The organism is Falsihalocynthiibacter sp. SS001 (assembly GCF_042445055.1).
Lineage (GTDB): Bacteria > Pseudomonadota > Alphaproteobacteria > Rhodobacterales > Rhodobacteraceae > Falsihalocynthiibacter.
The window spans coordinates 444,271-469,774 of the sequence record NZ_CP170339.1 but is presented as its reverse complement, the minus strand read 5'-3'; the positions used below and the strand labels follow the sequence as shown (position 1 = coordinate 469,774).

The window sequence follows — 25,504 nt, the reverse complement described above, 5'->3', positions numbered from 1 at the left end:
CCTTGAGCGGATGATGAAGCTTCACCCCAAGGTCATGGATCTGAACTTGGATCGCATGCACAGGTTGCTTGCGATCCTTGGGCATCCCGAACGCTCTCTTCCGCCTGTCATTCACATCGCAGGGACCAACGGTAAAGGCAGCACCCAAGCAATGATCCGCGCTGGCCTCGAAGGTGCAGGAAAGCGCGTACATGCCTACACGTCTCCCCATTTGGCGCGGTTTCATGAGCGTATCCGCCTTGCTGGCGAGCTGATTTCGGAGCCCGCACTCACCGAGATTCTTGATACCTGCTATGAGCAGAACGGCCCCGACAGTATCACCTATTTTGAAATTACAACCGTCGCCGCCCTTTTGGCGTTTTCGCGGACGGATGCGGATTATACCTTGCTTGAGGTCGGCCTTGGCGGACGGCTTGATGCGACAAACGTTGTGGATGAACCGGCGCTGACCGTCATCACCCCCGTATCAATCGATCACACCCAGTTTCTCGGCGAAACGCTGGCCGAGATTGCGGGTGAAAAGGCAGGAATTATCAAACGTGGCGTGCCCTGCGTTGTGGGCAAGCAAGACGACGAAGCCCTCGCCGTCATTGAGGCAAAAGCCGCGAATATGAACGCCCCACTCATTGCGCAGGGGCAGCATTGGCATGTCTTTCAAGAGCGTGGCCGTCTCATATTTCAAGATGAAACGGGCCTGCTTGATTTACCGCTACCGAGCCTTTTGGGCGAGCACCAAATTCAGAACGCGGGCATCGCGATAGCGAGTCTGCGCGCGCTTGGGATGGACGAGGCCGCATGCGAAGCCGCGATGACGAATGCAACATGGCCCGCACGAATGCAGCGCTTGCACCATGGACCACTTTTAGAAGCGGCGGGTGAGCGGGAGCTTTGGCTTGATGGCGGTCACAACCCCGCCGCAGGCGAGGCGATCGCGTCGCTTCTACGGTCGCTTCCTTTAAAGGATACGCACCTCATCTGCGGGATGCTCAACACCAAGGATATCGCTGGCTATCTTCGCCCCCTCGCAGAAGTTGCTAAATCCCTCACCGCGATTTCCATTCCGGACGAAGTGAACACGCTCCCCGCCGAAACGACCGCATCAGAAGCCGAGAAAGTCGGCCTTGCTGCTACAACTGCGCCGGATGTTGCAACCGCCGTTCAGAACATACACGATCCGAACGCACGTATATTGATTTGTGGATCACTTTACCTTGCTGGGCATATCCTGCGCGAGAACGGCTAAGCGCCCCAATCGGCACTTTGCATTTCTCTTAGACGGCTTGCAGTACGTTCAAATTCAAACGTTCCTTCGCCCTCAAGATAGAGCATCTCAGGTTGTGCCGCCGCGGAGCAAATCAGGCGCACCTTGGCTTCGTATAAAGCGTCGATCAACGTAACAAAGCGTTTGGCTTCGTTGAAGTTGCTACGGCCCAGACACGGTATGTCTTCCAGAATAAGCACCCGCGCGGCCTGCGCGATGGCCAGATAGTCCGCAGGCCCCAACATCTTGCCGCACAGATCATAAAATCGTGCCCGCGCGACGCCGTTATGAAATGCCGGAATATGGACAGTGCGCGCCTTGACCGTAAGGTCGAGCGGCGCGCCTTTGCCATTGCTGAAATCCTGCCAGATTTCTTCTATGGCACGCTTGGCCTCATTGTTGTTCGGCGCAAAATACACACGGTTTCCCGCGAGACGATCCTGACGATAATCGGTATTGCTCCGAAGTTCGTGCACGACCATATCGTCTTTGATACGGTCAATGAACGGCAGGAAAAGCTGCCTGTTTAACCCGTCTTTATAAAGGTCATCCGGAATGCGATTTGACGTCGTAATGACGGCAACGCCCTGCTCGTGCAGCATCTCAAACAGCCGCCCAACAATCATCGCATCGGCGATATCCGTGATCTGCATCTCATCAAATGCCAGCACCTGAATTTCATCCGCGATGCCCTTGGCGACTGGAACAATCGCGTCGTCGGTGCCGTTACTACGGGCTTCATGAAGGGCGGATTGAACCTCTTGCATGAACGCATGAAAATGCACGCGGCGTACGGGGATATCGCCGAGAGACTCAACGAAAAGGTCCATCAACATGGACTTTCCACGCCCGACACCACCCCAGAGGTAAAGCCCCTTCGGGGTTCCCTTGCGGCGCGAAAAGAGCCCCTTCAAACCACTCGATTTGCTCGAAGCTTCGACAATGTCAGCTCTCAATCGCTCAAGTTCAGGGAGCGCGGCAATCTGGGCAGGGTCACTCCGAAGCGTGCCATCAGCGACTTGGGCGGCATAGATATCTTGGATCGTTTTCACCATGCCCCCGTTTAAAACGCATTTCGGCAGAAGGAAAGATGAACCAGTCCCTAGTCCGCCGCGCGAAGGAACTCTTGAATGTCACGGATCACATCCTGCGGATGCGTGTAGATAACTGAATGGTCAGCACCGGGTACAACCGTTTGCCGCGATGTACGGTTCGCCTGAGCAAGGCGGCCCATTGCGGTCATTGGAACCACGGGATCCTCGGCGCCCCAAATGGCCAGAACCGCGATGTCATTTTCCGAAATCGTGCGGTGAGCCTCATCCTGCTGTACCGTCAATGTGTGCCGATAACTCGAAAGGACCGCGGGAAGGAACCCTTGAGAGCGACACTCACGGACAGGCCAAGGCTTCATGTTCGGAGCAGCTTCGATTGCGGCATCCATTGCGGCGGTTGAGCGACCATAGCGAAACCCGCCAAAGGTATTCATAAGCGCATCTCCGACAACCGGCACAATCATCAGAAAGCGGGTCACAGGCGAGATTTTTTGCCCAAGACCAGCAGTCGCGAGCAAAATAATCTGGTGCACTTTTTCGGGATATGTACTGGCAAAATCGACTGAGATCGAGCCGCCCATCGAATACCCCACGAGTGTAATCGGGCCATCAACGCCTTGGTCCTCTAACAGCTCGGCAAGTTGTTGACGAAAGAACGGAAGGTCCTGATCCCCTTGTGGCCGCGCCGATAATCCGCGACCATAAAGATCATAGGAAAGCACACGAAACCCCATGAGAACGAACCCCTTAACGAGCGCCGTCATCACATAACTGGGTGTAGATAGACCATGAACACAAACAACGATTTGCCCGTCCGGAGGCCCCGCCCACTGATAGTGGGTCACCCCCTGCGATAGGTTGGTGTATCTACCCGGAGCCTCGGCACGCAATGCAGGTGAAATGTGCTTTCGCAACCGCTCAACAACAATGGGCGTAGCGATCACAGCGATCACTGCTCCGAATATTAACCAAACCATTACGAACTCCACTGGTTAAGAATGTATCGACTCGTCATCAAATCCAGATGCGCGCCACCACCGTTCTTAAACAGAGTAATCTCGTCATTATTTTGGCGGGAAAAAGAATCACTGCCCAAATCGTAAAAATCCGCGACGATATCTTGGGGTTTGATAACACCGCGCGCGATTGGGTCTTTTAGCTCTCCAATATGGTCGATCGTGGTGTCGCGGCTATCGACAAAGATTCGTGCGCGTGTCAGGGCTTCGTCATCTGCTTCGCGCATATCGGGTCGGTAGGCGCCGATTAAATCAAGATGCTGCCCTGCCGAAAGCCACGCGCCCTTGATCATCGGTTCGGACGACATTGTCGCCGAAGTAATAATATCCGCACCGCGTATTGCAGTCTCAAGATCAGATTCCGCACGGGTATTTGCGTATGTTTTTGCGAAGGCTTCGGCCTTGTGGAAGGTCCGGTTCCAGATCGTAAATTCCGCGTCAGGGAAAAGCGCGCGATACGCAGACCAGAGATTTGCGCCCTGCGTTCCGGCCCCGAGGATCGTAATTTTGCGACTATCCGGACGCGCCAACAAACGCGCGCCCAACAGGCTATCGCCCGCTGTTTTCCATTTAGTAACCAAGTGGAAATCAATCATTGCCTCGGGCAGTCCGGCGGCATCGTCAAACAATAGCACCGAGCCATTCACCGTCGGCAGTTCCTTGGCCGTATTCTCTGGGAAGATCGTCGCGGTTTTCACAAGGAATCCAAGCCCGTCAATCACCGCCCCGCGCACAAGCCCCGTATCTGGCGTGCGATAAAGGAACATATCCCCCATATCCGCGCGCGAAAGTTTGTGGCCAGCAATCAGCGCGTCGGTCAAACCGATCCAATCGAGCTTGGCCTCTCCTTCATCAAAGCCGACTGTTTTCATAGCCCTGCCTCCTCGGAGGTCAGAAGCCCCTCATCCACAAGGCGCTTTGCCCACCCCTTAGGCGTCTCAAATAGATGCGTTTGCCATCCGCGCGCATCCGCCGCTGCGATATTGTCGACGCGATCATCCGCAAAAAGAAGCCCCGCAGGTGCAACGCCGCAATCGGCCTCGACCATTTCATAGATTTTCTGATCGGGCTTAATGACCTCCATGTGACCCGAAATATAACGCTTATCAAACTCGCCCAAGAATGGATAAACGGTTTCGGCATAAGCAAAACTCTCAACACCGAAGTTCGAGAGCGCAAATACTGGGATGGACTTTGCTCGAAGGGCGCGGAGCAATAGGACGGATTGCGGAATCTCAGGGCTAGCCATCTTGATCCAACTGTCAAACCAGTCGCGAATTTCGGCGCGGTACTGCGAATACTTCTCGGCCTCGTCGTAAATTGTGTCCTTGAACGGCCCGCCCATATCGATGCGGTCATTCATGCCGTGAAGGTCCACCGCCTCAAACATTTCGCGGCGGCGCGCCTCGCCGAATTTGGCATCGTAGTGGCGCTCTGGTTGCCACTCGATCAGCACGTTTCCGATATCAAAAACAACGGCCTGTACACTCATTTTCTCTCACCCTGTTCTTAGCGCGGCAGTCTTTTGGCCGCTTGAATTTCACGCTCTAGCGCATTTAAGAAGTTTGATCTGTCAGCCTTGGAGAACGCGCGCCCTCCTCCCTGTCGAAACGGATCGGCTGCGCGCAAATCCTGCATCAAATCGCGCGTCGCGAGTTGGGGCCCGATGTTGCTCTCATTCAGTGGATCACCATTGTGGCGCAATACACGCGCGCCAGCTTTGATACAGGCATCGGCCAGCGGAATATCACCTGTGACCACGATATCGCCAGGGCCTGCGCGTTCTGCGATCCACTTGTCAGCTATGTCTGGCCCTTCTGGAACGATGATTAGTTCAACATAAGGATTCTGACTGGGACGCAGGCCGCCGTTACACACCAAAAGCATCTGGAGCTTGTGGCGTGTGGCGACTTTCTCGGCTTCCGCCTTTACAGGACAGGCATCCGCATCCACATAGATTTTCGTCATTTCAAAAGCGCCTCGGCGTGGAAAGCGACGTGGCTTTCCATAAAGGTGGAAATGGTGAAATACGAATGATCGTATCCCGACCGCATATTGAATGCGCCTTGCTGACGCCGAGCTGCCATAGCTTCTGCGAGGGCCTCGGGCTTGAGAAGATCGAGGAACTGATCGTCGGTGCCTTGATCAATCAATACCGGCCCGTCAAATCCCACGTCGCGCATCAAGAGCGTCGCATCATGCGCAGCCCAGGTGCTCTCGTCATCACCAAGATAGGCCTTGAATTGTTTGCGGCCCCAGTCAGATCGCGTCGGATTAGCGATGGGTGCGAAGGCGGATACTGACGCATATTGCTCTGGTTTGCTCATGGCGAGCGTAAGCGCGCCATGTCCGCCCATGGAATGGCCCATGATCGACTGACGTGAAGTATCGACGTCGAAGTTGCGCTCAATGAGTTTTGGCAATTCCTCGGCGATATAATCCCACATCTGAAAATGCGACGCCCATGGCTCTTGGGTGGCGTTCAAATAAAAGCCTGCTCCCTGCCCCAGATCATAATCCTCGCTATTGGCAACATCTTCGCCGCGCGGTGACGTGTCGGGGAACAAGATCGCGAGGCCGTGCTTAGCCGCCCATTGTTGAGCACCCGATTTCACCATGGCGTTTTCATGCGTGCAGGTTAGCCCAGACAAAAAGGTCAAAAGCGGCACCGGTTGCTGCTTTGCCTCTCGTGGAAGGAACAGGCCGAATGTCATCTCGCCTGAGCAGGCATCGGACGGCGCTCGGTACACTCCTTGCACCCCATCAAAACACTTGTTTTCTGAAACCGTTTCCATGCTCTCGCCCTCTCGAAAATCGCCTTATTGAACTTGCCCCTAGGGCTACCGCGCGACGTTACGTCTTGCAAGACCACCAGAAATAAACCGATCAGTTCACTTTTGGCTTGAAAACTAAACTGATTAGTTTAGATATATTCCCGAACACTACAAAATACAAGGAATCATCCTATGACGCGTATCCTCTCAACTGCTGCCTTGCTTATTGCCGTCACCGGTCCTGCCCTTGCCGGCAGCATCACGATGGAACTTCCGCATCTCACATTTCCAAGCGAGCCAGTAACCACGCAAGGCGCATGTAGCCCAAGCACCATCGCAACGTGCGAAGCCGAGAAAGGCTAAGACGTTCTGATCATCTCTATGATCGCTCTGCTGCTTGCTGAAAGTGAACCGAAAGGTTTATGCTGGGCACATAACCAACGGAGCGATCAATGACAGTTCATGCTGGCCTTATCAAACGCGGACGCAAATTCAACCAAGTCCTTGATGGTGCGCGTGAAGTTTTTATGCGCGATGGATTTGAAGGGGCCAGTGTCGACGACATCGCCCGCGCCGCAGAAGTCTCCAAAGCGACGCTCTATAGTTATTTTCCCGATAAGCGGCTCTTGTTTGCTCAGGTAGCCGAGATCGAATGCCACCGACAGGCAGAAGAAGCGCTCGAAGTTATTGACATGAGCGCGCCGCCGCGACTGGTCTTGAGAGAAGCGGCAAGGCGCATGATCGCCTTTATCACGTCGGAATTTGGGCTCGCGGTTTTCAAGATTTGTATGGCAGAATCGGGTCGTTTTCCTGAGCTTGGAAAACAATTCTATGAATCTGGCCCAGCGCTCGTAAAGGCACGACTTGCGGACTACCTCAATCAATCTGTCGCGCGAAACGAGTTGAAAATCGACGATACAGATTTTGCCGCAGAGCAGTTCATGGAGCTATCCAAAACTTACATCCACCCGCGCATCCTATGTGGTGTTCAGATAACCTTCAGCGATGCCGAAATTACCAAGATCGTGGACGGCGCAGTTGATATGTTCCTCGCCCACTATGGCGTCACAAACGAATAGGGCCTCGGTTTCCCAAGGCCCTAAGTGAATTACTTCAACTCACCCATTGTTTTGATCACTTGGCCCAAGAGGCCATAATCAAGCGCCTCATCCGTAGTTAGCCAGAAATCGCGCTGAGTATCCGCGGCGATTTTCTCAGGCGTCTGGCCCGTAGCCTCGGCAAACAGGTGATGGAAACGCTCGCGCATACGGCGAATTTGCTCGGCTTGGATCTGCATATCCGTCACCTTACCGCCGATACCGCCGCTTGGTTGGTGCAACAGAAAGCGTGTATTCGGCAGACAATAACGGTCTTCTTTATCGGCACCGACAAACATCAACGCACCCGCGCTCGCCACCCAGCCCGAACCGATAGTACGCACGCGCGGGGTGATGAACTTAATCATATCATGCACCATATCGCCCGATTCCACATGCCCACCAGGGGAACTGATGAACATATTGATCGGCTCATCGCTTTCCTCGGCCAAGGCAAGAAGATGCGTGACTGTCTGCTTGGCGAGCTTGTCTGTCACCTCTCCTGTTACGATCACGTTGCGGCTCTTGAAGAACAGCTTGTCCGCCAAGCGGCCAGTGGATTCGTCTTTGTTGTTATCTTCGCTCATTGTTTCCTCAATTTCTGCCAGTTCTGGCTGTATCTGCTAAATTGGTTAATAAAGAACCACTGAGCGAATAGATTTCCCCTCGTGCATCAAATCGAACCCGTCGTTGATTTCATCAAGGGACATAGTGTGGGTGATCATCGGATCGATTTCGATCTTCCCGTCCATGTACCAGTCAACGATCTTGGGCACATCTGTCCGCCCCGAAGCACCCCCAAAGGCCGTTCCGCGCCAGACACGCCCTGTAACAAGCTGGAATGGCCGCGTACTGATTTCGGCCCCTGCTGGTGCAACGCCGATAATCACGCTCTCGCCCCAGCCTTTGTGCGCCGACTCAAGCGCGGTCCGCATCACGTTCACGTTGCCCGTGGCATCGAAGGTATAGTCCGCGCCGCCGCCCGTGAGTTCCACCAGATGCGCAACCAAGTCTCCGTCAACTTTGGACGGGTTCACAAAATCGGTCATGCCGAAACGTGTGGCCATTTCCACTTTGCTATCGTTCAGGTCAACGCCGACGATCTGGTCTGCACCAGCGAGTCGAAGCCCTTGGATGACATTCAATCCAATCCCGCCAAGGCCGAACACAATCGCGGTAGAGCCTATCTCGACCTTCGCCGTGTTAATCACCGCGCCAATACCTGTCGTCACGCCGCAGCCGATATAGCAAATCTTGTCGAAGGGCGCGTCCTTGCGAACTTTGGCGAGCGCGATCTCTGGAACAACCGTGTGATTGGCAAAGGTCGAGCATCCCATATAGTGATGGATCGGCGTGCCATCCAGCATCGAGAACCGCGTCGAGCCATCTGGCAAAAGACCTGCACCCTGCGTGCTACGGATCGACTGACAAAGGTTGGTTTTGGGGTTCAAACAATACTCACACTCGCGACATTCGGGTGTGTAAAGCGGGATCACGTGATCACCCACCTCAAGGCTTGTAACACCTTCACCAATTTCGATCACAACCCCTGCACCTTCGTGGCCAAGGATTGCTGGGAAAATCCCTTCGGGGTCATCACCAGAGCGCGTAAATTCATCCGTATGGCAAAGCCCTGTGGCCTTGATTTCTACGAGAACCTCGCCCGCTCTTGGGCCCTCTAGGTTCACATCCATAACAACAAGAGGTTTTCCTGCCTCAAGGGCAACGGCGGCGCGAGTTCGCATATCAATATCTCCATGAATTCGTCGCGCACAGCGTGATATATTGACCGCCGAGTTTCAAGCACGAAGCGTTCGCATTGCAAATGTTCAGCGAATACTTGATTTTCGGGCGGATTGGGCGCAACATTTTAGGATGAATGTTGATCCCTTCCGCAAGCCTTTTCATCCACCTGCACAGGTTGCTTTTCATCGCACTGAACTAAGCGCGATTCTGTCGCTCTATGGGCGCATGGTCGCCGCAGGAGAATGGCGCGATTACGGGATTTCACACCTACCGGATGTCGCTGTTTTCTCGATTTTCCGCCGAAGCGCCGAGAACCCTCTGTACCGCATCGAAAAGCGCCCGAAGCTTCGGCTTAAGCAGGGCCTGTATGCTGTTATTGGAATGGAGGGGCAAGTTCTCAAGCGGGGACATGATCTGAAGCCTGTTCTGCATGTCTTGGAAAAGAAGCTGATCCGCGCAGTAAAGTAGCCGCCTAAGGACGCTTCATTGCGGTTATCTGACCGAATTCGTTTGCGCCAATGCGTGCACAAGCCTCACTAAACGACTCAATCGCAACCGCCATGTGGTGGGCATTGGCATGGATCATCTCTTGTTCATTGAGCATCATGCCGACATGCCCTTTCCAGAACACCAAATCACCGCGCCGCATCATCGCTGCATCCGTAACATCTTCGGTGAAATATGCTTCCTGCTGATCACTATCGCGCGGACACTCTGTCCCGCACGCTCTAAGGCTCTGCTGAACAAGGCCCGAGCAATCAATCCCAAGCGAACTATTCCCACCCCAAAGATACGGCACCCCTAGGAATCCAAGAGCCACCAAGGCGGGGTCGGTCAAGGTTTTCGTTGACAGGTGCTGTACCGGAACGAACCCGCCCGTTTCCAATTCTGCGAATGTTCCTTCTATGCGGGCAACAGCGAGCTTGCTTCCAAAGGATATGTTGGCGATCTCGGGTGATTTGATGTCCGCCGCTGAATAAATCTGTGAGCTTCGGGCCGAGATCCAGTGTGTTGAGATTGCTGTTGGCCCAAGCTGTTCCGCCGCAACATACCCGACATATCCATCCTCAAGAGATCGCCCAAAACTCCAGCCTTCATGTGTTTCGAGCACCTCGAATTCTGTGCCCATTAACAACTGCGCATCCCGCTTTCCTCGCTGCGCGGCGCAGAGGTCGGCAACGGGCGATACCACTTGACGCGCCGCACCCTCGGCAAATTGAGGAGCTTGAACATCCCCACGCAGACTCTCATGAGCAATGCGGCTGTTCGCGAAATGAAATCGGCGATCTGTCACAGTTTGAGAATTTCCGGCAGCGCATCCAGAATTGCCCGCGTTCCCTGCCCTACGCCACCTTTGGGACGTGCTGGCGCAGCGGTAGGCTGCCAACCATAGATGTCAAAATGAACGTAACGCGGCGCTTCGGTAACAAAACGGCGCAAGAACAAAGCAGCGGTAATCGCGCCCGCAAAACCGCCCTTGGGCGCGTTATCCAAATCGGCAATCCCCGGCTCGATCAGCGCATCATAAGGTGTATGAAACGGCATACGCCAAACCGGATCGGCGACCTTCGCCGCCGCAGCCTCAAGCGCGGATACGGTACCCGCGTCATCGGTGAAATACGGCGCCAAATCAGGCCCAACAGCAACCCGCGCAGCGCCCGTCAATGTGGCCATCGAGATAACCAGATCCGTTTCTTCCTCATCCGCCAACGCCAGCGCATCCGCCAGAACAAGCCGCCCTTCGGCGTCGGTGTTGTTAACCTCAACGGTCAATCCTTTACGCGATTTCAGGATGTCACTCGGCCGAAACGCTGAACCATCAATCGCATTCTCAACTGCAGGCACCAGAACGCGGAGCTGTATCGGCAATTCTAGCGCCATAATCATATGCGCCAAGCCAAGAACCGCCGCCGAACCGCCCATATCCTTCTTCATCAACGCCATTGAAGCGCCCGGTTTGAGGTTCAATCCACCCGTATCAAAACACACGCCCTTGCCTACCAAGGTTAGTTTGGGGCCTCGCCCACCCCAACGCATTTCAAGCAATCGCGGCGCTTGCGCAGAGGCGCGACCAACGGTGTGGATCATCTCGAAGTTCTGCTCCAGAAGTTCGTCACCGACGATGGCGCTTGCCTTGGCGTAATGTTTCTCGGCCAGCGCAAAGAACGCTTCCTGTAGCTTGTCAGGCCCCATGTCCGATGTCGGCGTATTGATAAGATTACGCGTCAATGCTTCGCCCTCGGCGATCACTTCTAGGCGGCTCGCATCCACTTCATCAGGAGCAACAAGCCGCGCCTCACAGGTCGTCTGCGTGCGGTACCGATCAAATGTGTATCCCGCCAAGAGCCAACCCAACGCCTCCGCATCAAAATCGAACGACTTCGGGGCTCGTGCGACGTGATAATTCTCTTTGGGAAGGTTCGGCGCTATACCCGCCAAATGGAACCGTCCGCGTGCACGGGCCGCGGCATCCCCATAGCCCACTAATACGCCTGAAATACCACCCTCCGCAGAAGGCAGCACACAAAAAGACCCTAGACCGCCAGAGAACCCCTGCGCAGACGCCCAAACGCGCGCCTGCTCGGGTAAAGTGATAAGAAATTCCTCACACTCTTCATTCTCTAGAACATAGAGCGGAATAGATTTCTGGGACTGGGACGCAAATTTCAATGACATCGGCTCGCCTGTGTTAGAGAGTGTTGCGCCTAGACTAATCTTCCCATTCCTCGTCGCAAGAGCATACTTGTATTAAACTGACATATCCCGTGCATCCCAAACGGCTGTCAGTGAATTGTCGCCCATTCGAACAAGTCTGGCGACCGTTGCGGCAATCGCTGTCGGCGCGTCCTGCTTGGCGGTCACTGTGACGTGACGCGCAGCGAGGGACAGACCGTTCAGGCCGACTTGATCCGCAATCGCAATAATACTCCGCGCGCGCTTACCAACTTGGGCAAAATCACTCTCCCAATAGGCAGCCTCAATCTCTCCGAGCCGCACCGCAAGCTCTTCCATTGCGCGGCCGATAACGTTCTCTGCGGCGCGATGGCCCAATTCAACATACAACTCAGTTAAACGACTTGGATTAAGTCGAACACATTCCTCAGGTCGAAGATCAACCTTTTCACCCAAAACCACACCCTCCGGTTTAATTATTGCCCCCACGGCAAATTCGTATTTAAATCTGCACCCTTACAAAGAGTTTACTGTGGGCACGAAAATATCTCTCGAATTTCAGATAAATGCGCCCTAGAACACATTGAAACCGACAGAAGGAAACATCATGGAACACGCTAAACCATTACCGTCCTATCTCGTGCAGCGGTATCAGGGCTGGAAAGCCACGACCTTTGCCGAAAACAAGGTTTGGTATAAGCGACTTGCCGACGAGGGCCAGCGCCCACGCGCGATGATCATTTCCTGTTGCGACAGCCGTGTACACGTTACATCCATTTTCGGAGCCGACGAAGGCGAGTTCTTTATTCACCGCAATATCGCCAGCCTTGTGCCACCCTATAAACCCGATGGTGATATCCACGGCACTTCGGCCGCGATTGAATACGCCGTCACAGCACTTCACGTTACGAATTTGGTTGTGCTGGGCCATTCTGGCTGTGGTGGCGTTCAGGGTTGCCACGATATGTGTTCCGGCACGGCCCCCGAACTCGAAGAAAAGTCCAGCTTTGTTGGTCGTTGGATGGACATTCTGCGCCCCGGATTTGATCGCGTTGCCGATATTACCGACGAGAAAGAACGCAAGACAGCTCTTGAGCATCAATCCGTTATTGTCTCGCTCGAAAATCTGATGACGTTCCCATTCATTCGCGAGCGGGTCGAGAAGGACAACCTAAGCCTGCACGGCTTGTGGACTGATATCGGGAACGGTGGGTTGGAGTATTACAACGCCAAAACTGCCCGATTTGACAAGATCTGATCTAGGCGGCCAACCGAACATCTTCGACGTGGGCAGGTTTGCCAAATGCGCCAAGAAGATCCTCGGTTGGCTTCGCTGTTCGGATCGTGTGGAACATCGCACGAGATTTCTGACGAGCTCGCTCTCCCTTGAGGGATTCAAGAGCAGCAGTACGGTTTGCGCGGGCTTTTTCAAGAAGGCTAGCGTTAGTCATTTTGTATCTCCTGTTGAGGTCAATGATTAAGTTCTCGCTAACCAGTGTTACCCAGTGATTACTAAAAAACGAGCGCGCAAAGGGCTAATTCAAGCTCCAAGCGCATGGAGAGCCTAGCCGTCAGTATACGTTTGGATAAAAGTTTTGATAAAACAGCGCGTTATATACCCGTTTGCGCCACTTTCTGCTCAAAAGTCGACGCAATCAGCGTGGTCGCACGCCAATCTATCCGCCTGTCGCGTGTGAAACCTTAAATAAGAATCAAGTAAACAACGACTTAACGCGCAAAAGAAAAGGGCCCAGCCGAAGCTGAGCCCTCTTTGTTGGTTCAACAGGACCTAGCCTTGTTGCAGGATCCGACGGCCATAAAGTTCGGCGATCTGAACCGCGTTCAGTGCCGCACCTTTGCGCAGGTTATCGGAAACGCACCAGAGGTTGATGCCGTTTTCGATCGTGCTGTCCTGACGGATACGCGAGATGAATGTCGCGAAATCGCCGACACACTCAACTGGTGTCACATAGCCACCGTCCTCGCGCTTATCGATCACCATTACACCAGGCGCCTCGCGGAGGATGTCGCGAACTTCGTCTTCGTCAACGAAATCTTCGAACTCGATGTTAAGCGCTTCAGAGTGGCCAACAAATACAGGAACGCGCACACAGGTTGCGGTTACTTTGATGGCTGGATCAATGATCTTCTTGGTCTCGGCGACCATTTTCCACTCTTCTTTCGTAGAGCCATCATCGAGGAACACATCAATATGCGGAATCACGTTGAACGCGATCTGCTTTGGGTAAACCTTGGGTGCTACTTCCTGACCCGGCACATACATACCTTTGGTTTGATCCCACAGCTCATCAATTGCTTCTTTACCGGAACCTGAAACAGATTGGTAAGTGCTGACAACGACGCGCTTGATCCGCGCGCGATCATGCAAAGGCTTAAGTGCCACAACCATCTGAGCGGTCGAGCAGTTCGGGTTCGCGATGATCATTTTGTTGCGATAGCCGTCGATTGCATCGGGGTTAACCTCTGGAACGATCAACGGAACCTTCGGATCATAGCGATACAGCGAAGAGTTATCGATCACGAGGCAACCGGCCTTGGCAGCAATCGGCGCGTATTTCGAAGTTGCTTCGGAACCCACAGCGAAAAGCGCGATGTCCCAGCCTTCGAAATTGAACGTATCTAGGTCCTTGGTCTTAAGCGTCGTTTCACCAAACGTAACTTCCGTACCAATTGATCTGCGGCTCGCAAGAGCGACAATTTCATCAACGGGGAACTGGCGCTCGGCCAAAATGTTTAGCATTTCGCGGCCTACGTTACCCGTAGCACCAACGACGACGATCTTATATCCCATCTGGGAACTCCTTCGTTACTGTCCAAAAGACAGCGCACCGCATAACGCATCCCGCGCAACAGTTAAAGAGAGGCCGACGTTTATTTTGTGGGTCCGGCCATCACATCTCTGAATATGTGCCGAAAACCGCTAACGGAACATCAACAAGGGCACCAAACAGGCGCGTATCATCTCGGAAGTGGTTGATCCGATAAACAGGCTGCGAATGCGCGAGTGGCTATAGGCCCCCATCATCAGCATATCGATATCTTCCATCTCGATTGTCTCGAGGATGGCGATCTCGGGCTGCTCGTCAATGATCTGTGCATCAACCTCATAGCCAGCTTGGGTAAGGATTGCCTTGCCCTGCTCAAGGATCTTGCGATTATCTGGCGAATCCACGCCCGCAAAGATCATCTTGCATTTCAGGCCAGCAAAAACCTTGCTCTTGGCGACGTGCTCAACTGCTTTAATTGCACTCTTGCCGCCGTCATATGCGATCAGGAAGGTTTCAATCGGCCGGAATGCCCGCGATGTCACGAGGACCGGCTTCTTACTTGTGCGAACGGCGCGCTCTACGTTTGAGCCAAGGTGCAACCGCGCGAAATCAGCCGCCTCTCCGCGCTTGCCGATCACGACCAAATCGGCATCTTCTTCTACTGCGTGAAGCTCTTCCATCAGGTCACCGTTGCGCAAACGGGTCTCTACTTCTTTCACTCCATCGGTGCGAAGGCGTGCTTCTGCGTCTTCCAGAATGGCGCGTCCGCGCTGAATGTTGAGCTTGGACTTCTTCTCATCAAGCTCTGCCAGCTCTTCCATCAACTTGGTACGCGCCCCAAGGCCGAGGTTCCCCGACAGGTTCTGCGAACCACCTTCGCGGCGACCGAGTACATGCAGAACTTCAACCGATGATCCCTTACGGGTTGCAATCCACGCGGCGTGGTCGCAAACGCTCTCGGAATAAATCGAGCCATCCACCAATGCGATAATCTTTGACATACTATAGTCTCCCTAGTGGCTCATCATGCGCTCAAGCGCGCCGGGTTTGTCATGCTCGGACAAGCGCCCCATCAGGGTTTCGCTCGCCTCGTTCATGCCGATCAACTCGACCTCTGCGCCTTCGCGACGGAACTTGAGGACCACCATATCCAATGCGGCGACAGATGAAATATCCCAAATGTGCGCATGGCTGACGTCAATTGTCACACGCTCCAGCACTTCGCCGAAATCAAATGCTCCGGCCAAATCTGGCGCGGTTGCAAAGAAAAGCTGCCCCTTAACCATATATGCCCGTTCGCGACCGCCTTCTTTTAGCTCCGAGGTCACGCGGAACACCGCCGCGATTTTCCAAGCAAAGAAGATACCCGACAACAGAACCCCCGTAAGAACGCCCAGCGCAAGATTATGAGAAAAGACCGTCACACACACCGTCGCGAGCATAACAATCGAGCTTGCGCGCGGATGTTCGCGAAGGTTGCTGATGCTGGACCAGCTGAATGTACCGATGGAAACCATGATCATGATCGCAACCAGTGCAGGCATCGGAATGCGAGCAACCCAATCACCAAGCCCTACGATCAGGATCAACAAGAACACACCTGCGGAGAAGCAGGACAAACGCCCACGGCCACCGGATTTTACGTTTATCATCGACTGCCCGATCATCGCACAACCGGCCATACCGCCGATAAAGCCCGTCGCCGTATTCGCAAGGCCCTGACCGATGCACTCTTGATTTTTGTCGGACACGGTGTCGGTCAGATCATCAACCAACTGCGCGGTCATCAAACTCTCAAGTAGGCCCACGACCGCAATCGCCGCAGCAACTGGGAAAATGATCTGCAAGGTTTCAAACGTGAGCGGAATATTGGGAATAAGGAATACCGGGAGCGTATCCGGAAGCGCACCCATGTCACCAACCGTACGAACATCAATACCCAGCATCAAAGTAAGCGCCGTCAGCACAACAATTGTGACCAGCGGTGAAGGAATGGCCTTTGTGATGTACGGGAACAGATAGATAATCCCCAGACCCGCCGCAACGAGCACATAGGTCATCGTGTTCACACCTGCGGTAGATGGGTCAAGCTCTGGCAGCTGCGCAAGGAAAATCAGAATCGCGAGCGCGTTCACAAAGCCGGTCATGACCGACTTGGACACAAAGCGCATAACGCTCCCAAGTTTCAGCATCCCCGCCAGAATCTGCAACAGACCCGCAAGAACTGTGGTCGCCAGCAAGTACTCAAGCCCGTGATCCTTAACCAGCGTCACCATAAGCACCGCCGTCGCAGCCGTTGCAGCCGAGATCATCCCCGGACGTCCGCCCGTAATGGCGGTAATCACCGCAATCGAGAAACTTGCATAAAGTCCAACCTTGGGATCGACGCCTGCGATAATCGAAAAGGCGATCGCCTCGGGGATTAGTGCAAGCGCAACAACAAGCCCCGCCATAAGATCGGGACGAATATTCCCAAGCCAGTCTTGGCGCATTCGGTTAACAAAATCTGGATTCATGGATTACTCCGGCCTGTTTGGGCACGCAGGCGCCCTGTTCTCGCGTTCGCGCAGGGAATAGGGCGTTGGGCCGCTATTTGCTAGGGGCAATGCGAAAAACGGCAATATTGGTGGGAAATTGAGAATATATCCAATTCGCTGTGCCTCAAGCGTCACATTTTTAGTGCATAATGCGAACGCCCACCCCATCAAAGGCATGTTATTATTCGCCATTCGCAAAGGTCGCGATGTTCTGTTCAGATTGACAAATACGCGAAATACGAGCATCTACGACCACAAGCGAACAGAAACGAAAGGCGCAATGAAATGCCCGCAAAGAAGATCTACGATATTTTCGTTATTGGCGGCGGCATCAATGGCTGTGGTATCGCGCGTGACGCGGCGGGCCGTGGCATGGACGTTGCGCTTGCCGAAATGAATGATTTGGCTTCCGCGACTTCCTCCGCCAGTACGAAACTGTTTCATGGTGGTTTGCGGTATCTAGAGTATTTCGAGTTCCGATTGGTGCGCGAAGCCCTCATCGAGCGCGAAACCCTATTGCGCGCCATGCCCCACATCAGCCGCCCAATGCGGTTTGTGTTACCGTATCATGAGTCGATGCGATTTGAGGGCGGAACGCCGACCTCTAACTTGCTTGATTTGTTTATGCCTTGGATGAAGGGGCGCCGCCCCGCTTGGCTCATCCGGCTGGGCCTGTTTCTATACGATAGTTTGGGCGGTCGAAAGATCTTGCCCGCAACGCGCAAGCTGGACCTTAAGGTCGACCCTGCGGGCGAGCCATTGGTCGATAAGTTTGAGCACGCTTACGAATATTCCGATTGCTGGGTGGATGACGCCCGCCTCGTTGTTCTGAACGCCCGTGATGCAGAGGCCCGTGGCACCGACATCATGGTGCGCACCAAGGTTACACACGCCGAACGCGTCGGCGATCTTTGGGAAATCCACACGACCGGCCCCAACGGATCAGAGGTACATCAAGCACGCGCATTGGTGAACGCTGGCGGCCCGTGGGTTGAGGATGTGATCAAGAACACAGTGGAAAGCGATTCAAAAGAAGGCGTGCGATTGGTCCGAGGGAGCCACATTGTAACCAAGCGCATATTTGACCACGACCGCGCCTATTTCTTTCAGGGCACAGACGGGCGCATCATCTTTGCTATTCCGTACGAGGACGACTTCACCTGTATTGGCACCACAGATCAAGATCACCAAGGCGCGCCAGATACCGCGGAGTGTACGCGAGAAGAGTCCGATTACTTGCGTGCATTTGCTGGGGAGTATTTCAAGAAGTCTATCGCACATGAAGATATCGTCTGGACGTATTCTGGCGTTAGGCCGCTCTATGACGACGGCGCCAAGAGTGCGACGGCCGCTACGCGTGAATATGTGCTCTCGCTGGATACAACTGGTGGCGCGCCGTTGTTAAATGTCTTTGGCGGCAAGATCACAACCTATCGCAAACTCGCCGAGGCCGCACTGGCGAAGCTTAACCCTCATCTTGCAAATACCGCCGAGAATTGGACAGCGAGCCAACCGCTCCCTGGTGGGGATTTCCCTGTTGATGGAGGACCAAGCCTTGTGGCCGCCCTCCACGATCAACACAAAAACCTAAGCTCCAAAACCTGCGAACGATTGGTGCGGGCATATGGAACGGAAGCGTCAGAGATATTTTCTGGCGAACTGGGACAAGACTTCGGCCACGAGCTTTTCGAAGCAGAAGTCCGCTGGGCGATCGAAAAAGAATATGCAACCAACGCCGACGACATCCTGTGGCGGCGAAGCAAACTCGGCCTCAGATTCTGCGCCGATCAGAAACAGTCGCTTGAAAGCTGGATTGCACAGCATCTTGCCGCTACGAATACATAAAACAAAGCACGGCCCAACGGAGAAACCTAATGACTTTTATTTTGGCAATTGACCAAGGTACAACTTCTAGCCGCGCGATCCTGTTCGATCAGGATATGCAGATCACGACCATCGCTCAGAAAGAATTCCCGCAACACTTCCCGCAATCCGGCTGGGTAGAGCACGACCCCGAAGACCTCTGGAGCACAACGGTCGCGACCTGCAAGGAAGCATTGGAGCAACAGGGAATAACCGCCGCCGACGTCGCGGGTATTGGCATCACTAACCAGCGCGAAACAACCGTTGTCTGGGATCGCAGCACAGGCAAACCAATTCACAACGCTATTGTCTGGCAGGACCGCCGCACATCCGATTTCTGCCATAGGCTCAAGGCAGATGGCCACGAGGATATGATCACCGAACGCACGGGGTTGCTTCTTGATCCGTATTTTTCGGGAACGAAACTGGCTTGGATTTTGGAGAACGTTGATGGTGCGCGCGAGCGGGCATTGGCGGGTGATCTGGCCTTCGGGACGGTTGACTCATTCCTGATTTGGCGCCTCACCAATGGTGAGCGGCACGTTACCGATGCCACCAATGCAGCGCGCACAATGCTGTATAATATTCGAACCGGTTCTTGGGACGAGGATATCTGCGCCCTGCTCGACATTCCGATGCAAATGCTCCCCGAGGTAATGGACTGCGCCGCAGATTTCGGCACGACCGATTTTCTGGGGGAGCCACTCGCAATCCTTGGCGTGGCGGGCGACCAACAGGCCGCCACCATTGGGCAGGCGTGTTTTGAACCGGGAATGATGAAATCAACCTATGGAACAGGCTGTTTTGCGCTATTGAATACAGGAGAGACCCTTATTTCTTCGCAAAACCGTTTGCTCGGCACAATCGCCTATCAACTCGACGGCAAGGTTACTTATGCGCTCGAAGGGTCCATTTTCATTGCGGGCGCGGTGGTGCAATGGCTTAGAGATGGGCTTGGCATTATTGATGATGCCGCAGAAACGCAAACCCTCGCCGAAGCATCTGACCCCCACCAAGACGTTGTGCTCGTTCCCGCGTTCACGGGCCTTGGCGCGCCCTATTGGGATGCGGATTGCCGTGGCGCAATCTATGGGCTGACCCGTGGCACAGGACCGCGAGAATTCGCGCGCGCCGCCCTCGAGAGTGTCGGTTTTCAAACCCGCGACCTAAGCGAAGCAATGAAAGCCGACTGGATGAACGACCACGAGAGCACCACGCTCCGCGTTGACGGAGGCATGTGTTCGAGTGATTGGACGATGCAATTCCTCGCCGACATTCTGAACGCGCCCGTTGATCGCCCGACGATCAAAGAGACCACCGCCCTTGGCGTTGCATGGCTGGCGGGTATGCGAGCGGGCATCTATCCCGATCAGGCAGAGTTTGCGGCGAACTGGTCTCTTGAAACTCAGTTCACACCAAAAATGGCCGATGAAGAACGCGATCGCCGCTACGTCGGCTGGAAAGACGCCATCAAGCGAACCTTGAGCGCGCCCTAGCCCGAAGCCTTATCGAAGGCCTCAAGCACGGCGTCCGTGGTGAGCAGTTCTGGAAGCGCAATACCATCGGGCGCACCAGGGCCGTAAACGATGTTGAATGGCACCCCAAAGCGCCCGTTGGCCCGAAGGAAACGCGCGATATTCTCGTCTTGGCGTGTCCAGTCAGCGACCATCGGAACGACGTTATCCTGAAGCAAGAGTTCGGCAATTTCGCCTTGGCTCAGCACAAGTTTCTTGTTGGCCTTGCAGGTTAGACACCAATCCGCGGTTGCATCTACGAACACCGTTTGGCCCGCAGCAACAAGCTTGGGAATTTCGGCGCGATCGAAGGCTTGCCAATTCGTTTGCTCAGCGACTATCCGCACTTGTTTAGGAACCATCGACGGAGCGGCACACGCAACGATCAAGAGACAAGCGCTCACCACGATCTTGGACGCCGTACTCACCCGATCACCAAGGGATAGAACGATGACCACCGCCAACAGAACCCCTGCCACGATCGCGGTTAGTACCACGCCGGAGTTCGTCGCAAGAACCGACCCGAGCCAAACGGCCGTCGCAAGCAAAAGCGCTCCGAGCACATATTTTACGGTCACCATCCACGGGCCAGGTTTTGGAAGCGCCTGAACAAGCGACGGACGAAGCGCGACGAGCAAGTAAGGCGCAGAAAGTCCAACGCCCAACGCCGTAAAGACACCGATTACATCCAGCACACTTCCCGCCAGCGCGAAGGCCACAGCCGTCCCCAAAAACGGTGCCGAACATGGCGTCGCAAGGACCGCCGCGAGCGCCCCTGTCGCGAAATCGCCGACATACCCCTCGCCAGATTTGCTCATGCGTGTCATCCAGCTTTGTGGGAGGGAAATTTCAAAGAGACCAAACATATTCGCAGCGAAAACAACGAGCACTGCGAGCATAACGATAAGGAAAATCGGGCTCTGAAACTGTAGCCCCCAGCCCACGGTCTGTCCCATGCTACGCATCGCGATAAGCACAGCCGCCAAACTCCACATAAAGACCATCACGCCCGCCGCAGAGGCCAAGAACCCCTTGCGTACACGTGCGGGAGAGTGATCGCGCGCCTTTAGCGCAGAGGCAAATTTGATCGAAAGAACTGGCAAGACGCATGGCATTACGTTCAGGATGAGCCCGCCCAATAGTGCGATGAACAGAATCCAAATGAACGACGTGCCAACGGATGCGCCACTTACCTCATACGGCGCCGTTGGTACGGTATCGCTGAGCGCGGCGGCTTGCGTCACTGCGCCATTGTCATCAACGATGGTCAGGGCCATTTCGGTGGCCTCTTCATCCAAAGCAAGAACCGGAAAAGCCGCCCAAAGCGTATTTCCATCGTCACTTACGCGGATATCCGGCGCGCCGAATGCGGAGCCAGCGCCAAATTCGGGGAAGACATCGGGATTATTAAACGATGCGCGCGAAACGGCTTGAATCGTAAGCGTGTCGTCGGCAAGGGATGCAGTGATGGGCGTATCCGTCTCAACCGGTACATTTGCCATAGCGTCGGCGATCAACCCTGCCGAGCCAGCATCAATTCCTTCGCCTGCGTCCACAGTCAACTCCAGCGAAAAATCGTCTGGAATACAAACGTCCGAGCACACCAAGAGCGATATATCCCCTCTTAGTACCGCTGGCTCACCAGGATTCTTGAGAGTCACTTGAAGGGGAAACAGAACGTTGTGCTCATATCCGAAGTTCTCAATTCCAAAGGCACGGAAACGCTCGGGCGCGGGGTATTCCAGACGCACACTCTCGATATTTTCAGAGGTGCTCCAATTGAGCTCTGGCGGTAATCCGACCTCTCCGGGGCTGCGCCAATAGGTTTTCCAACCCTCCTCAAGCGTGACCGACAAGCCCGCCGCGAGGGTCTGGGACTTGGGTGCCACACCGTCTTGGGCGGTGATGAGCTTGGCCTCAACCGCGTTGGAATTATAGGACGCGCTCTCCTTGGCAAATGCGCCAGATACAAGCGCCGCAATCAGGGTCGCAGATAGTAGAATTAGACGCATTTCGTGCCTCGTTAGTAACCCCTCTTAAGTGCTGCGTTGCGTTCCAAGATGCAAATCAGTTCGTCGTGAACAATCGCACGCGGCGGTTTATTCTTTCTTAATTTAGTCACGACAAGGTTGAAACGCGGCAAATTGGCGTGGTTTCGCCTATATATCACGATGTATTGAGACTGTGTTCCATACAAACGCTTGCGCCGAAATCCCAAAGCGCCTTTAAGGGCTAGTAACAAAGTTACTTGAAGGTGCCCTTATGCTTAGCCGTTTTTCTGCCGTCGTTTTTCTCTCTCTCGCATCCTTTGCGCCAGCCGCGCAAGCGCAGGACCTTACCGAAGAGCGGGTGCAGGAATTGGTTCTGGAAACCATCCTCGAAAATCCAGAGATCATCCGCCAAGCAATCACCATTTTGCAACAGCGCGAAGAAGACGCAGCCGCAAACGCCGCACAAGCCACACTCGAAACCCAGCGCCAGCTATTGGAAGGCGACCCAAACGCGCCCGTTTTGGGCAATCCGGACGGCGATGTGACCGTTGTCGAGTTCTTTGACTATAACTGTCCCTACTGCAAACAAGCGGGCAAGGCCGTAGAAGAGCTTATCGCCTCAGATCCGAACGTGCGCGTCGTATATCGTGAATGGCCCATCCTGAGCGAGGGGTCGGTTTTCGCTTCTCGTGCGGCATTAGCATCACGTGAACAAGGCAAGTACGAGGAATTCCACTGGGAGCTTATGGCCCAGCGCGGCCGACTGGACGAAGCATCGGTCCTGAAAGTGGCCGAGAAGGTCGGTCTCGACATAGATCAGCTCAAAGCGGACATGGAATCACCAGAGGTTGAAGAGCATATTTCAACTACGAATAGCCTTGCCAAAACACTCGGATTCGGCGGCACACCATCGTTTATCATCGGTGACGAGCTTGTTCCTGGCATGATTGAGCTTACGGCGATGCAACAGCTCGTTGAGGCTGCCAGAAGCGCCGAATAGCCCATGAAATAAGGGCGTGCCGAAAAGGGATTTTCCCTTACCTGTGCCATAATTGAGCCAATTCGTTGATGTAAATCACCGGAATCACAAAACAAGGTGGAGAAAATTAATTTCTGCGCTAATATTTGGGCTTGGATACCGCAATATTCGCGGACGCATTTTTCTCCCTTCGTGCGATCAAATCGCTGAATGGGCGTAATTTAATTAAGAGGCCTATTTGGTGTCATTGCTTGGAAGAATTGAGAAGCTCACCCGCGCTCAAAAGCGGTTCGTATTCCTTTTCGTCGATGCGACGCTATTGCCTATCGTGCTTTCCTTTACGATTGCGGTGCAGGCCTCTTCTGCTGTTTCCAACGGTCTAACCACGAGCTTGATCATCCAAGGTGCGATCCTGTTTGCCCTTGCGGCACTGTTTACGACCTACCTGAAAATTCCCGACGTGCGTCTGCGCGATTATGAAATGAGAACGGTGGGCAAGACGCTCCAACTTTCAGTCTTGTTGTCGCTGGCGTTTATGGCGACGGGGCGATTGCTTGGGCTTGATTACTCCGTCGGGACCATCTTCGTCTTTGGAAATAGCTACTTCATCTTCGCGGTCACCAGCCGTGTGCTGATGCTCAAGATTTTGCAGCTTGTTTACGATCTGGGACATCCCCGTGAACGACTGATTATTTACGGCGCAGGTCAGACTGGCATGAACTTCGCCAAGGCGATGCAGCACAATTCCCGTTACGAAGTGCTCACATATGCCGATGACAATCCCGCAATTCAGAACGTAGCGATTGATGGCGTGCCAATCACGCGCCCATCCCAAATTCCGCATATCGCCAAAATTAAACACGTACGCAAAGTTATCCTCGCGATGCCGTCACTTTCATTTGCACGGCAGGTCGCGCTTGTGCGTCGGTTTGAGAAATTCGGCATCTCGGTCCTGACCCCTTCCGATTTCGCGAAACTGATAAATGATGATGAATTGGCGCGTACCTTTTCGCTCGGCGATCATCAGCAACTCTTGGGGCGTGCCAAGGTCGATCACAAAGTCACTGAATTCGGTGACAGCTACCGCGACAAGAGCATTCTAGTGACAGGCGCGGGCGGAACGATTGGCTCGGAGCTTTGCCGCCAATTGCTTTCGTGCTCACCCAAACAGATCATCCTTTTGGATAGCAGCGAGCTTGCGCTTTATAACGCGGACATGGATATTTCGAACTTCGCCAAGGAGCTTGGAATAGATGTGGTGCCCGTCCTTGGATCGGTCAATGACGCGCGCTTGATGGCCTCTGTATTTGCCGAGAATGACGTGAACGTTGTCTTCCACGCAGCCGCCTACAAACACGTGCCAATGGTCGAGATCAACAGCCTAACCGGTTTGGAAAACAACGTTTTGGGTACGGCCACCGTTGCCAAAGCGGCCCATGACGCGAATGTCGAGCGTTTTATCCTCGTTTCCTCGGACAAAGCGGTGCGGCCGACCAATGTTATGGGCGCTTCGAAACGTATGGCAGAGCTTGTCATTCAGGATCAGGCTGCACGTTCAAATACCGTTTTCTCGATGGTGCGGTTTGGAAATGTGCTTGGCTCTTCGGGCTCTGTGGTTCCGCTCTTCCGCAATCAGATCGCGCATGGCGGCCCAGTTACCGTTACGCACCGCGAGGTAACGCGCTATTTCATGACCGTCCAAGAAGCAAGCCGATTGGTGCTTATGGCGGGATCGTTTGCGCAAGGCGGCGAAGTATACGTGCTTGATATGGGTGAACCTGTTGAAATCCTGAACCTTGCGCGCCGCATGATCGAAGCCGCGGGATGTACTGTGAAATCCGCCGAAAACCCGGATGGTGACATCGAAATTCGCACAACCGGTCTACGTCAGGGCGAGAAGATGCACGAAGAGCTTCTGCTTGGCGAAGGCAACATCACGACCCCTCACAGCAAGATTTTCTGTGCACGCGAAGACTCTCTCTCGGAACTCGAAGTTGCTGCGGCGCTCAAGGCGCTGCGTCAGGCAATCGACACCACAGACCGCGCGGCCGCTCTCAATATTCTGTATGGTTGTGTCGAGGGATACGCCGAGGGCGCGACCGCCGCCTCAGCGGAAATGTGATTAAAACAAGACGGTTCGCGTAAATCGAATGAGCTGTACTCCATTGAGGGTTGCCCGACGATTCCTGCCATGTTTTATGTATATTAATAA

At 54.2% G+C, this 25,504-nt stretch carries 25 protein-coding genes; 9 read left to right on the top strand and 16 right to left on the bottom strand.

Annotated elements, in window-relative coordinates; genetic code table 11:
• The first annotated feature begins 10 nt into the window (after nucleotides 1-10).
• Entirely contained in the window at nucleotides 11-1,243 is a 1,233-nt protein-coding gene (locus tag ACFE33_RS02245) for a bifunctional folylpolyglutamate synthase/dihydrofolate synthase (protein WP_380058635.1), read from the top strand.
• On the opposite strand, the gene zapE is transcribed toward ACFE33_RS02245, so the two are convergent.
• The 6 genes from zapE to fghA are packed head-to-tail and all read right to left on the bottom strand — an operon-like array spanning nucleotide 1,240 to nucleotide 6,124.
• Entirely contained in the window at nucleotides 1,240-2,313 is a 1,074-nt protein-coding gene (gene zapE, locus ACFE33_RS02240; protein WP_380056329.1) for a cell division protein ZapE, read from the bottom strand. The genes ACFE33_RS02245 and zapE overlap by 4 nt on opposite strands.
• Before the next feature lie 50 nt (nucleotides 2,314-2,363).
• Nucleotides 2,364-3,290 carry an alpha/beta fold hydrolase gene (locus ACFE33_RS02235; protein WP_380056327.1) on the bottom strand — a complete coding sequence of 309 codons (927 nt, stop codon included), beginning with the start codon at nucleotides 3,288-3,290 and terminating at the stop codon, nucleotides 2,364-2,366.
• Nucleotides 3,290-4,201: an ornithine cyclodeaminase family protein gene (locus ACFE33_RS02230; protein WP_380056324.1), complete on the bottom strand. Its 912-nt coding sequence runs from the start codon at nucleotides 4,199-4,201 to the stop codon at nucleotides 3,290-3,292. The genes ACFE33_RS02235 and ACFE33_RS02230 overlap by 1 nt, the downstream gene beginning before the upstream one ends.
• Nucleotides 4,198-4,821: an HAD family hydrolase gene (locus ACFE33_RS02225; RefSeq protein ID WP_380056321.1), complete on the bottom strand. Its 624-nt coding sequence runs from the start codon at nucleotides 4,819-4,821 to the stop codon at nucleotides 4,198-4,200. The genes ACFE33_RS02230 and ACFE33_RS02225 overlap by 4 nt, the downstream gene beginning before the upstream one ends.
• A gap of 17 nt (nucleotides 4,822-4,838) precedes the next feature.
• A complete protein-coding gene (locus ACFE33_RS02220; protein WP_380056318.1) occupies nucleotides 4,839-5,297 on the bottom strand; it encodes a YaiI/YqxD family protein in 459 nt (152 codons plus the stop codon).
• The gene (fghA, locus tag ACFE33_RS02215) at nucleotides 5,294-6,124 is read right to left on the bottom strand and encodes an S-formylglutathione hydrolase (protein WP_380056315.1); all 831 of its coding nucleotides are present in this window, start codon (nucleotides 6,122-6,124) and stop codon (nucleotides 5,294-5,296) included. The genes ACFE33_RS02220 and fghA overlap by 4 nt, the downstream gene beginning before the upstream one ends.
• 171 nt (nucleotides 6,125-6,295) lie before the next feature.
• Between fghA and ACFE33_RS02210 the strand changes: the two genes are divergently transcribed.
• Together ACFE33_RS02210 and ACFE33_RS02205 are read left to right on the top strand one after the other, a co-directional pair.
• Complete coding sequence (locus ACFE33_RS02210) at nucleotides 6,296-6,466, top strand: hypothetical protein (protein WP_380056312.1); 171 nt, start codon at nucleotides 6,296-6,298, stop codon at nucleotides 6,464-6,466.
• 89 nt (nucleotides 6,467-6,555) lie between these two features.
• Nucleotides 6,556-7,182, top strand: a complete 627-nt coding sequence (locus ACFE33_RS02205; RefSeq protein ID WP_380056309.1) for a TetR/AcrR family transcriptional regulator — start codon at nucleotides 6,556-6,558, stop codon at nucleotides 7,180-7,182.
• A 29-nt stretch (nucleotides 7,183-7,211) separates the two neighbouring features.
• Here the strand turns inward: ACFE33_RS02205 and ACFE33_RS02200 are convergent, their stop codons facing one another.
• Nucleotides 7,212-7,787: an ATP-dependent Clp protease proteolytic subunit gene (locus ACFE33_RS02200; RefSeq protein ID WP_380056307.1), complete on the bottom strand. Its 576-nt coding sequence runs from the start codon at nucleotides 7,785-7,787 to the stop codon at nucleotides 7,212-7,214.
• A gap of 45 nt (nucleotides 7,788-7,832) precedes the next feature.
• Complete coding sequence (locus tag ACFE33_RS02195) at nucleotides 7,833-8,945, bottom strand: S-(hydroxymethyl)glutathione dehydrogenase/class III alcohol dehydrogenase (protein WP_380056304.1); 1,113 nt, start codon at nucleotides 8,943-8,945, stop codon at nucleotides 7,833-7,835.
• A gap of 130 nt (nucleotides 8,946-9,075) precedes the next feature.
• Between ACFE33_RS02195 and ACFE33_RS02190 the strand changes: the two genes are divergently transcribed.
• Nucleotides 9,076-9,414 (top strand): DUF2794 domain-containing protein, encoded by a 339-nt coding sequence (locus tag ACFE33_RS02190; RefSeq protein WP_380056301.1) that lies wholly within the window; start codon nucleotides 9,076-9,078, stop codon nucleotides 9,412-9,414.
• Nucleotides 9,415-9,418: 4 nt separating this feature from the next.
• Here the strand turns inward: ACFE33_RS02190 and ACFE33_RS02185 are convergent, their stop codons facing one another.
• From ACFE33_RS02185 to ACFE33_RS02175, 3 genes are all read right to left on the bottom strand, one after another.
• Nucleotides 9,419-10,240: an NlpC/P60 family protein gene (locus tag ACFE33_RS02185; protein ID WP_380056298.1), complete on the bottom strand. Its 822-nt coding sequence runs from the start codon at nucleotides 10,238-10,240 to the stop codon at nucleotides 9,419-9,421.
• Nucleotides 10,237-11,622 (bottom strand): leucyl aminopeptidase family protein, encoded by a 1,386-nt coding sequence (locus ACFE33_RS02180; RefSeq protein WP_380056295.1) that lies wholly within the window; start codon nucleotides 11,620-11,622, stop codon nucleotides 10,237-10,239. The genes ACFE33_RS02185 and ACFE33_RS02180 overlap by 4 nt, the downstream gene beginning before the upstream one ends.
• 72 nt (nucleotides 11,623-11,694) lie before the next feature.
• Nucleotides 11,695-12,108, bottom strand: coding sequence for a hypothetical protein (locus ACFE33_RS02175; protein ID WP_380056293.1), 414 nt, complete (start codon nucleotides 12,106-12,108; stop codon nucleotides 11,695-11,697).
• Nucleotides 12,109-12,226: 118 nt separating this feature from the next.
• On the opposite strand from ACFE33_RS02175, the gene ACFE33_RS02170 reads away from it, so the two are divergent.
• The gene (locus ACFE33_RS02170; RefSeq protein WP_380056290.1) at nucleotides 12,227-12,877 is read left to right on the top strand and encodes a carbonic anhydrase; all 651 of its coding nucleotides are present in this window, start codon (nucleotides 12,227-12,229) and stop codon (nucleotides 12,875-12,877) included.
• A 1-nt stretch (nucleotide 12,878) separates the two neighbouring features.
• Here the strand turns inward: ACFE33_RS02170 and ACFE33_RS02165 are convergent, their stop codons facing one another.
• From ACFE33_RS02165 to ACFE33_RS02150, 4 genes are all read right to left on the bottom strand, one after another.
• Nucleotides 12,879-13,070 (bottom strand): hypothetical protein, encoded by a 192-nt coding sequence (locus ACFE33_RS02165; protein WP_380056287.1) that lies wholly within the window; start codon nucleotides 13,068-13,070, stop codon nucleotides 12,879-12,881.
• Between the two features lie 338 nt (nucleotides 13,071-13,408).
• Nucleotides 13,409-14,431 (bottom strand): aspartate-semialdehyde dehydrogenase, encoded by a 1,023-nt coding sequence (locus ACFE33_RS02160; protein WP_380056284.1) that lies wholly within the window; start codon nucleotides 14,429-14,431, stop codon nucleotides 13,409-13,411.
• Between the two features lie 129 nt (nucleotides 14,432-14,560).
• Nucleotides 14,561-15,409, bottom strand: coding sequence for a universal stress protein (locus ACFE33_RS02155; RefSeq protein ID WP_380056281.1), 849 nt, complete (start codon nucleotides 15,407-15,409; stop codon nucleotides 14,561-14,563).
• Between the two features lie 12 nt (nucleotides 15,410-15,421).
• The gene (locus ACFE33_RS02150; protein WP_380058633.1) at nucleotides 15,422-16,900 is read right to left on the bottom strand and encodes a SulP family inorganic anion transporter; all 1,479 of its coding nucleotides are present in this window, start codon (nucleotides 16,898-16,900) and stop codon (nucleotides 15,422-15,424) included.
• A gap of 330 nt (nucleotides 16,901-17,230) precedes the next feature.
• Between ACFE33_RS02150 and glpD the strand changes: the two genes are divergently transcribed.
• Together glpD and glpK are read left to right on the top strand one after the other, a co-directional pair.
• Complete coding sequence (glpD, locus tag ACFE33_RS02145) at nucleotides 17,231-18,790, top strand: glycerol-3-phosphate dehydrogenase (protein ID WP_380056279.1); 1,560 nt, start codon at nucleotides 17,231-17,233, stop codon at nucleotides 18,788-18,790.
• 29 nt (nucleotides 18,791-18,819) lie between these two features.
• Complete coding sequence (glpK, locus tag ACFE33_RS02140; RefSeq protein ID WP_380056276.1) at nucleotides 18,820-20,304, top strand: glycerol kinase GlpK; 1,485 nt, start codon at nucleotides 18,820-18,822, stop codon at nucleotides 20,302-20,304.
• Here the strand turns inward: glpK and ACFE33_RS02135 are convergent.
• Nucleotides 20,301-22,334, bottom strand: coding sequence for a protein-disulfide reductase DsbD family protein (locus tag ACFE33_RS02135; protein ID WP_380056273.1), 2,034 nt, complete (start codon nucleotides 22,332-22,334; stop codon nucleotides 20,301-20,303). The genes glpK and ACFE33_RS02135 overlap by 4 nt on opposite strands.
• 250 nt (nucleotides 22,335-22,584) lie before the next feature.
• On the opposite strand from ACFE33_RS02135, the gene ACFE33_RS02130 reads away from it, so the two are divergent.
• Both ACFE33_RS02130 and ACFE33_RS02125 read left to right on the top strand, forming a co-directional pair.
• Nucleotides 22,585-23,313: a DsbA family protein gene (locus ACFE33_RS02130; protein WP_380056271.1), complete on the top strand. Its 729-nt coding sequence runs from the start codon at nucleotides 22,585-22,587 to the stop codon at nucleotides 23,311-23,313.
• Nucleotides 23,314-23,533: 220 nt separating this feature from the next.
• The gene (locus tag ACFE33_RS02125; protein ID WP_380056268.1) at nucleotides 23,534-25,414 is read left to right on the top strand and encodes a polysaccharide biosynthesis protein; all 1,881 of its coding nucleotides are present in this window, start codon (nucleotides 23,534-23,536) and stop codon (nucleotides 25,412-25,414) included.
• Nucleotides 25,415-25,504 lie beyond the last annotated feature (90 nt).

Bases quoted from the DNA above. Each gene is read 5' to 3' on its own strand.
- ACFE33_RS02150 (WP_380058633.1), bottom strand. From the start codon at position 16,900: ATGCGCCAAGACTGGCTTGGGAATATTCGTCCCGATCTTATGGCGGGG.
- ACFE33_RS02160 (WP_380056284.1), bottom strand. From the start codon at position 14,431: ATGGGATATAAGATCGTCGTCGTTGGTGCTACGGGTAACGTAGGCCGC.
- ACFE33_RS02225 (WP_380056321.1), bottom strand. From the start codon at position 4,821: ATGAGTGTACAGGCCGTTGTTTTTGATATCGGAAACGTGCTGATCGAG.
- ACFE33_RS02180 (WP_380056295.1), bottom strand. From the start codon at position 11,622: ATGTCATTGAAATTTGCGTCCCAGTCCCAGAAATCTATTCCGCTCTAT.
- ACFE33_RS02235 (WP_380056327.1), bottom strand. From the start codon at position 3,290: ATGGTTTGGTTAATATTCGGAGCAGTGATCGCTGTGATCGCTACGCCC.
- ACFE33_RS02135 (WP_380056273.1), bottom strand. From the start codon at position 22,334: ATGCGTCTAATTCTACTATCTGCGACCCTGATTGCGGCGCTTGTATCT.
- ACFE33_RS02155 (WP_380056281.1), bottom strand. From the start codon at position 15,409: ATGTCAAAGATTATCGCATTGGTGGATGGCTCGATTTATTCCGAGAGC.
- ACFE33_RS02130 (WP_380056271.1), top strand. From the start codon at position 22,585: ATGCTTAGCCGTTTTTCTGCCGTCGTTTTTCTCTCTCTCGCATCCTTT.
- ACFE33_RS02205 (WP_380056309.1), top strand. From the start codon at position 6,556: ATGACAGTTCATGCTGGCCTTATCAAACGCGGACGCAAATTCAACCAA.
- ACFE33_RS02220 (WP_380056318.1), bottom strand. From the start codon at position 5,297: ATGACGAAAATCTATGTGGATGCGGATGCCTGTCCTGTAAAGGCGGAA.
- ACFE33_RS02200 (WP_380056307.1), bottom strand. From the start codon at position 7,787: ATGAGCGAAGATAACAACAAAGACGAATCCACTGGCCGCTTGGCGGAC.
- glpD (WP_380056279.1), top strand. From the start codon at position 17,231: ATGCCCGCAAAGAAGATCTACGATATTTTCGTTATTGGCGGCGGCATC.
- ACFE33_RS02170 (WP_380056290.1), top strand. From the start codon at position 12,227: ATGGAACACGCTAAACCATTACCGTCCTATCTCGTGCAGCGGTATCAG.
- ACFE33_RS02210 (WP_380056312.1), top strand. From the start codon at position 6,296: ATGACGCGTATCCTCTCAACTGCTGCCTTGCTTATTGCCGTCACCGGT.
- ACFE33_RS02190 (WP_380056301.1), top strand. From the start codon at position 9,076: ATGAATGTTGATCCCTTCCGCAAGCCTTTTCATCCACCTGCACAGGTT.
- ACFE33_RS02195 (WP_380056304.1), bottom strand. From the start codon at position 8,945: ATGCGAACTCGCGCCGCCGTTGCCCTTGAGGCAGGAAAACCTCTTGTT.
- ACFE33_RS02230 (WP_380056324.1), bottom strand. From the start codon at position 4,201: ATGAAAACAGTCGGCTTTGATGAAGGAGAGGCCAAGCTCGATTGGATC.
- ACFE33_RS02245 (WP_380058635.1), top strand. From the start codon at position 11: ATGATGAAGCTTCACCCCAAGGTCATGGATCTGAACTTGGATCGCATG.
- ACFE33_RS02165 (WP_380056287.1), bottom strand. From the start codon at position 13,070: ATGACTAACGCTAGCCTTCTTGAAAAAGCCCGCGCAAACCGTACTGCT.
- fghA (WP_380056315.1), bottom strand. From the start codon at position 6,124: ATGGAAACGGTTTCAGAAAACAAGTGTTTTGATGGGGTGCAAGGAGTG.
- glpK (WP_380056276.1), top strand. From the start codon at position 18,820: ATGACTTTTATTTTGGCAATTGACCAAGGTACAACTTCTAGCCGCGCG.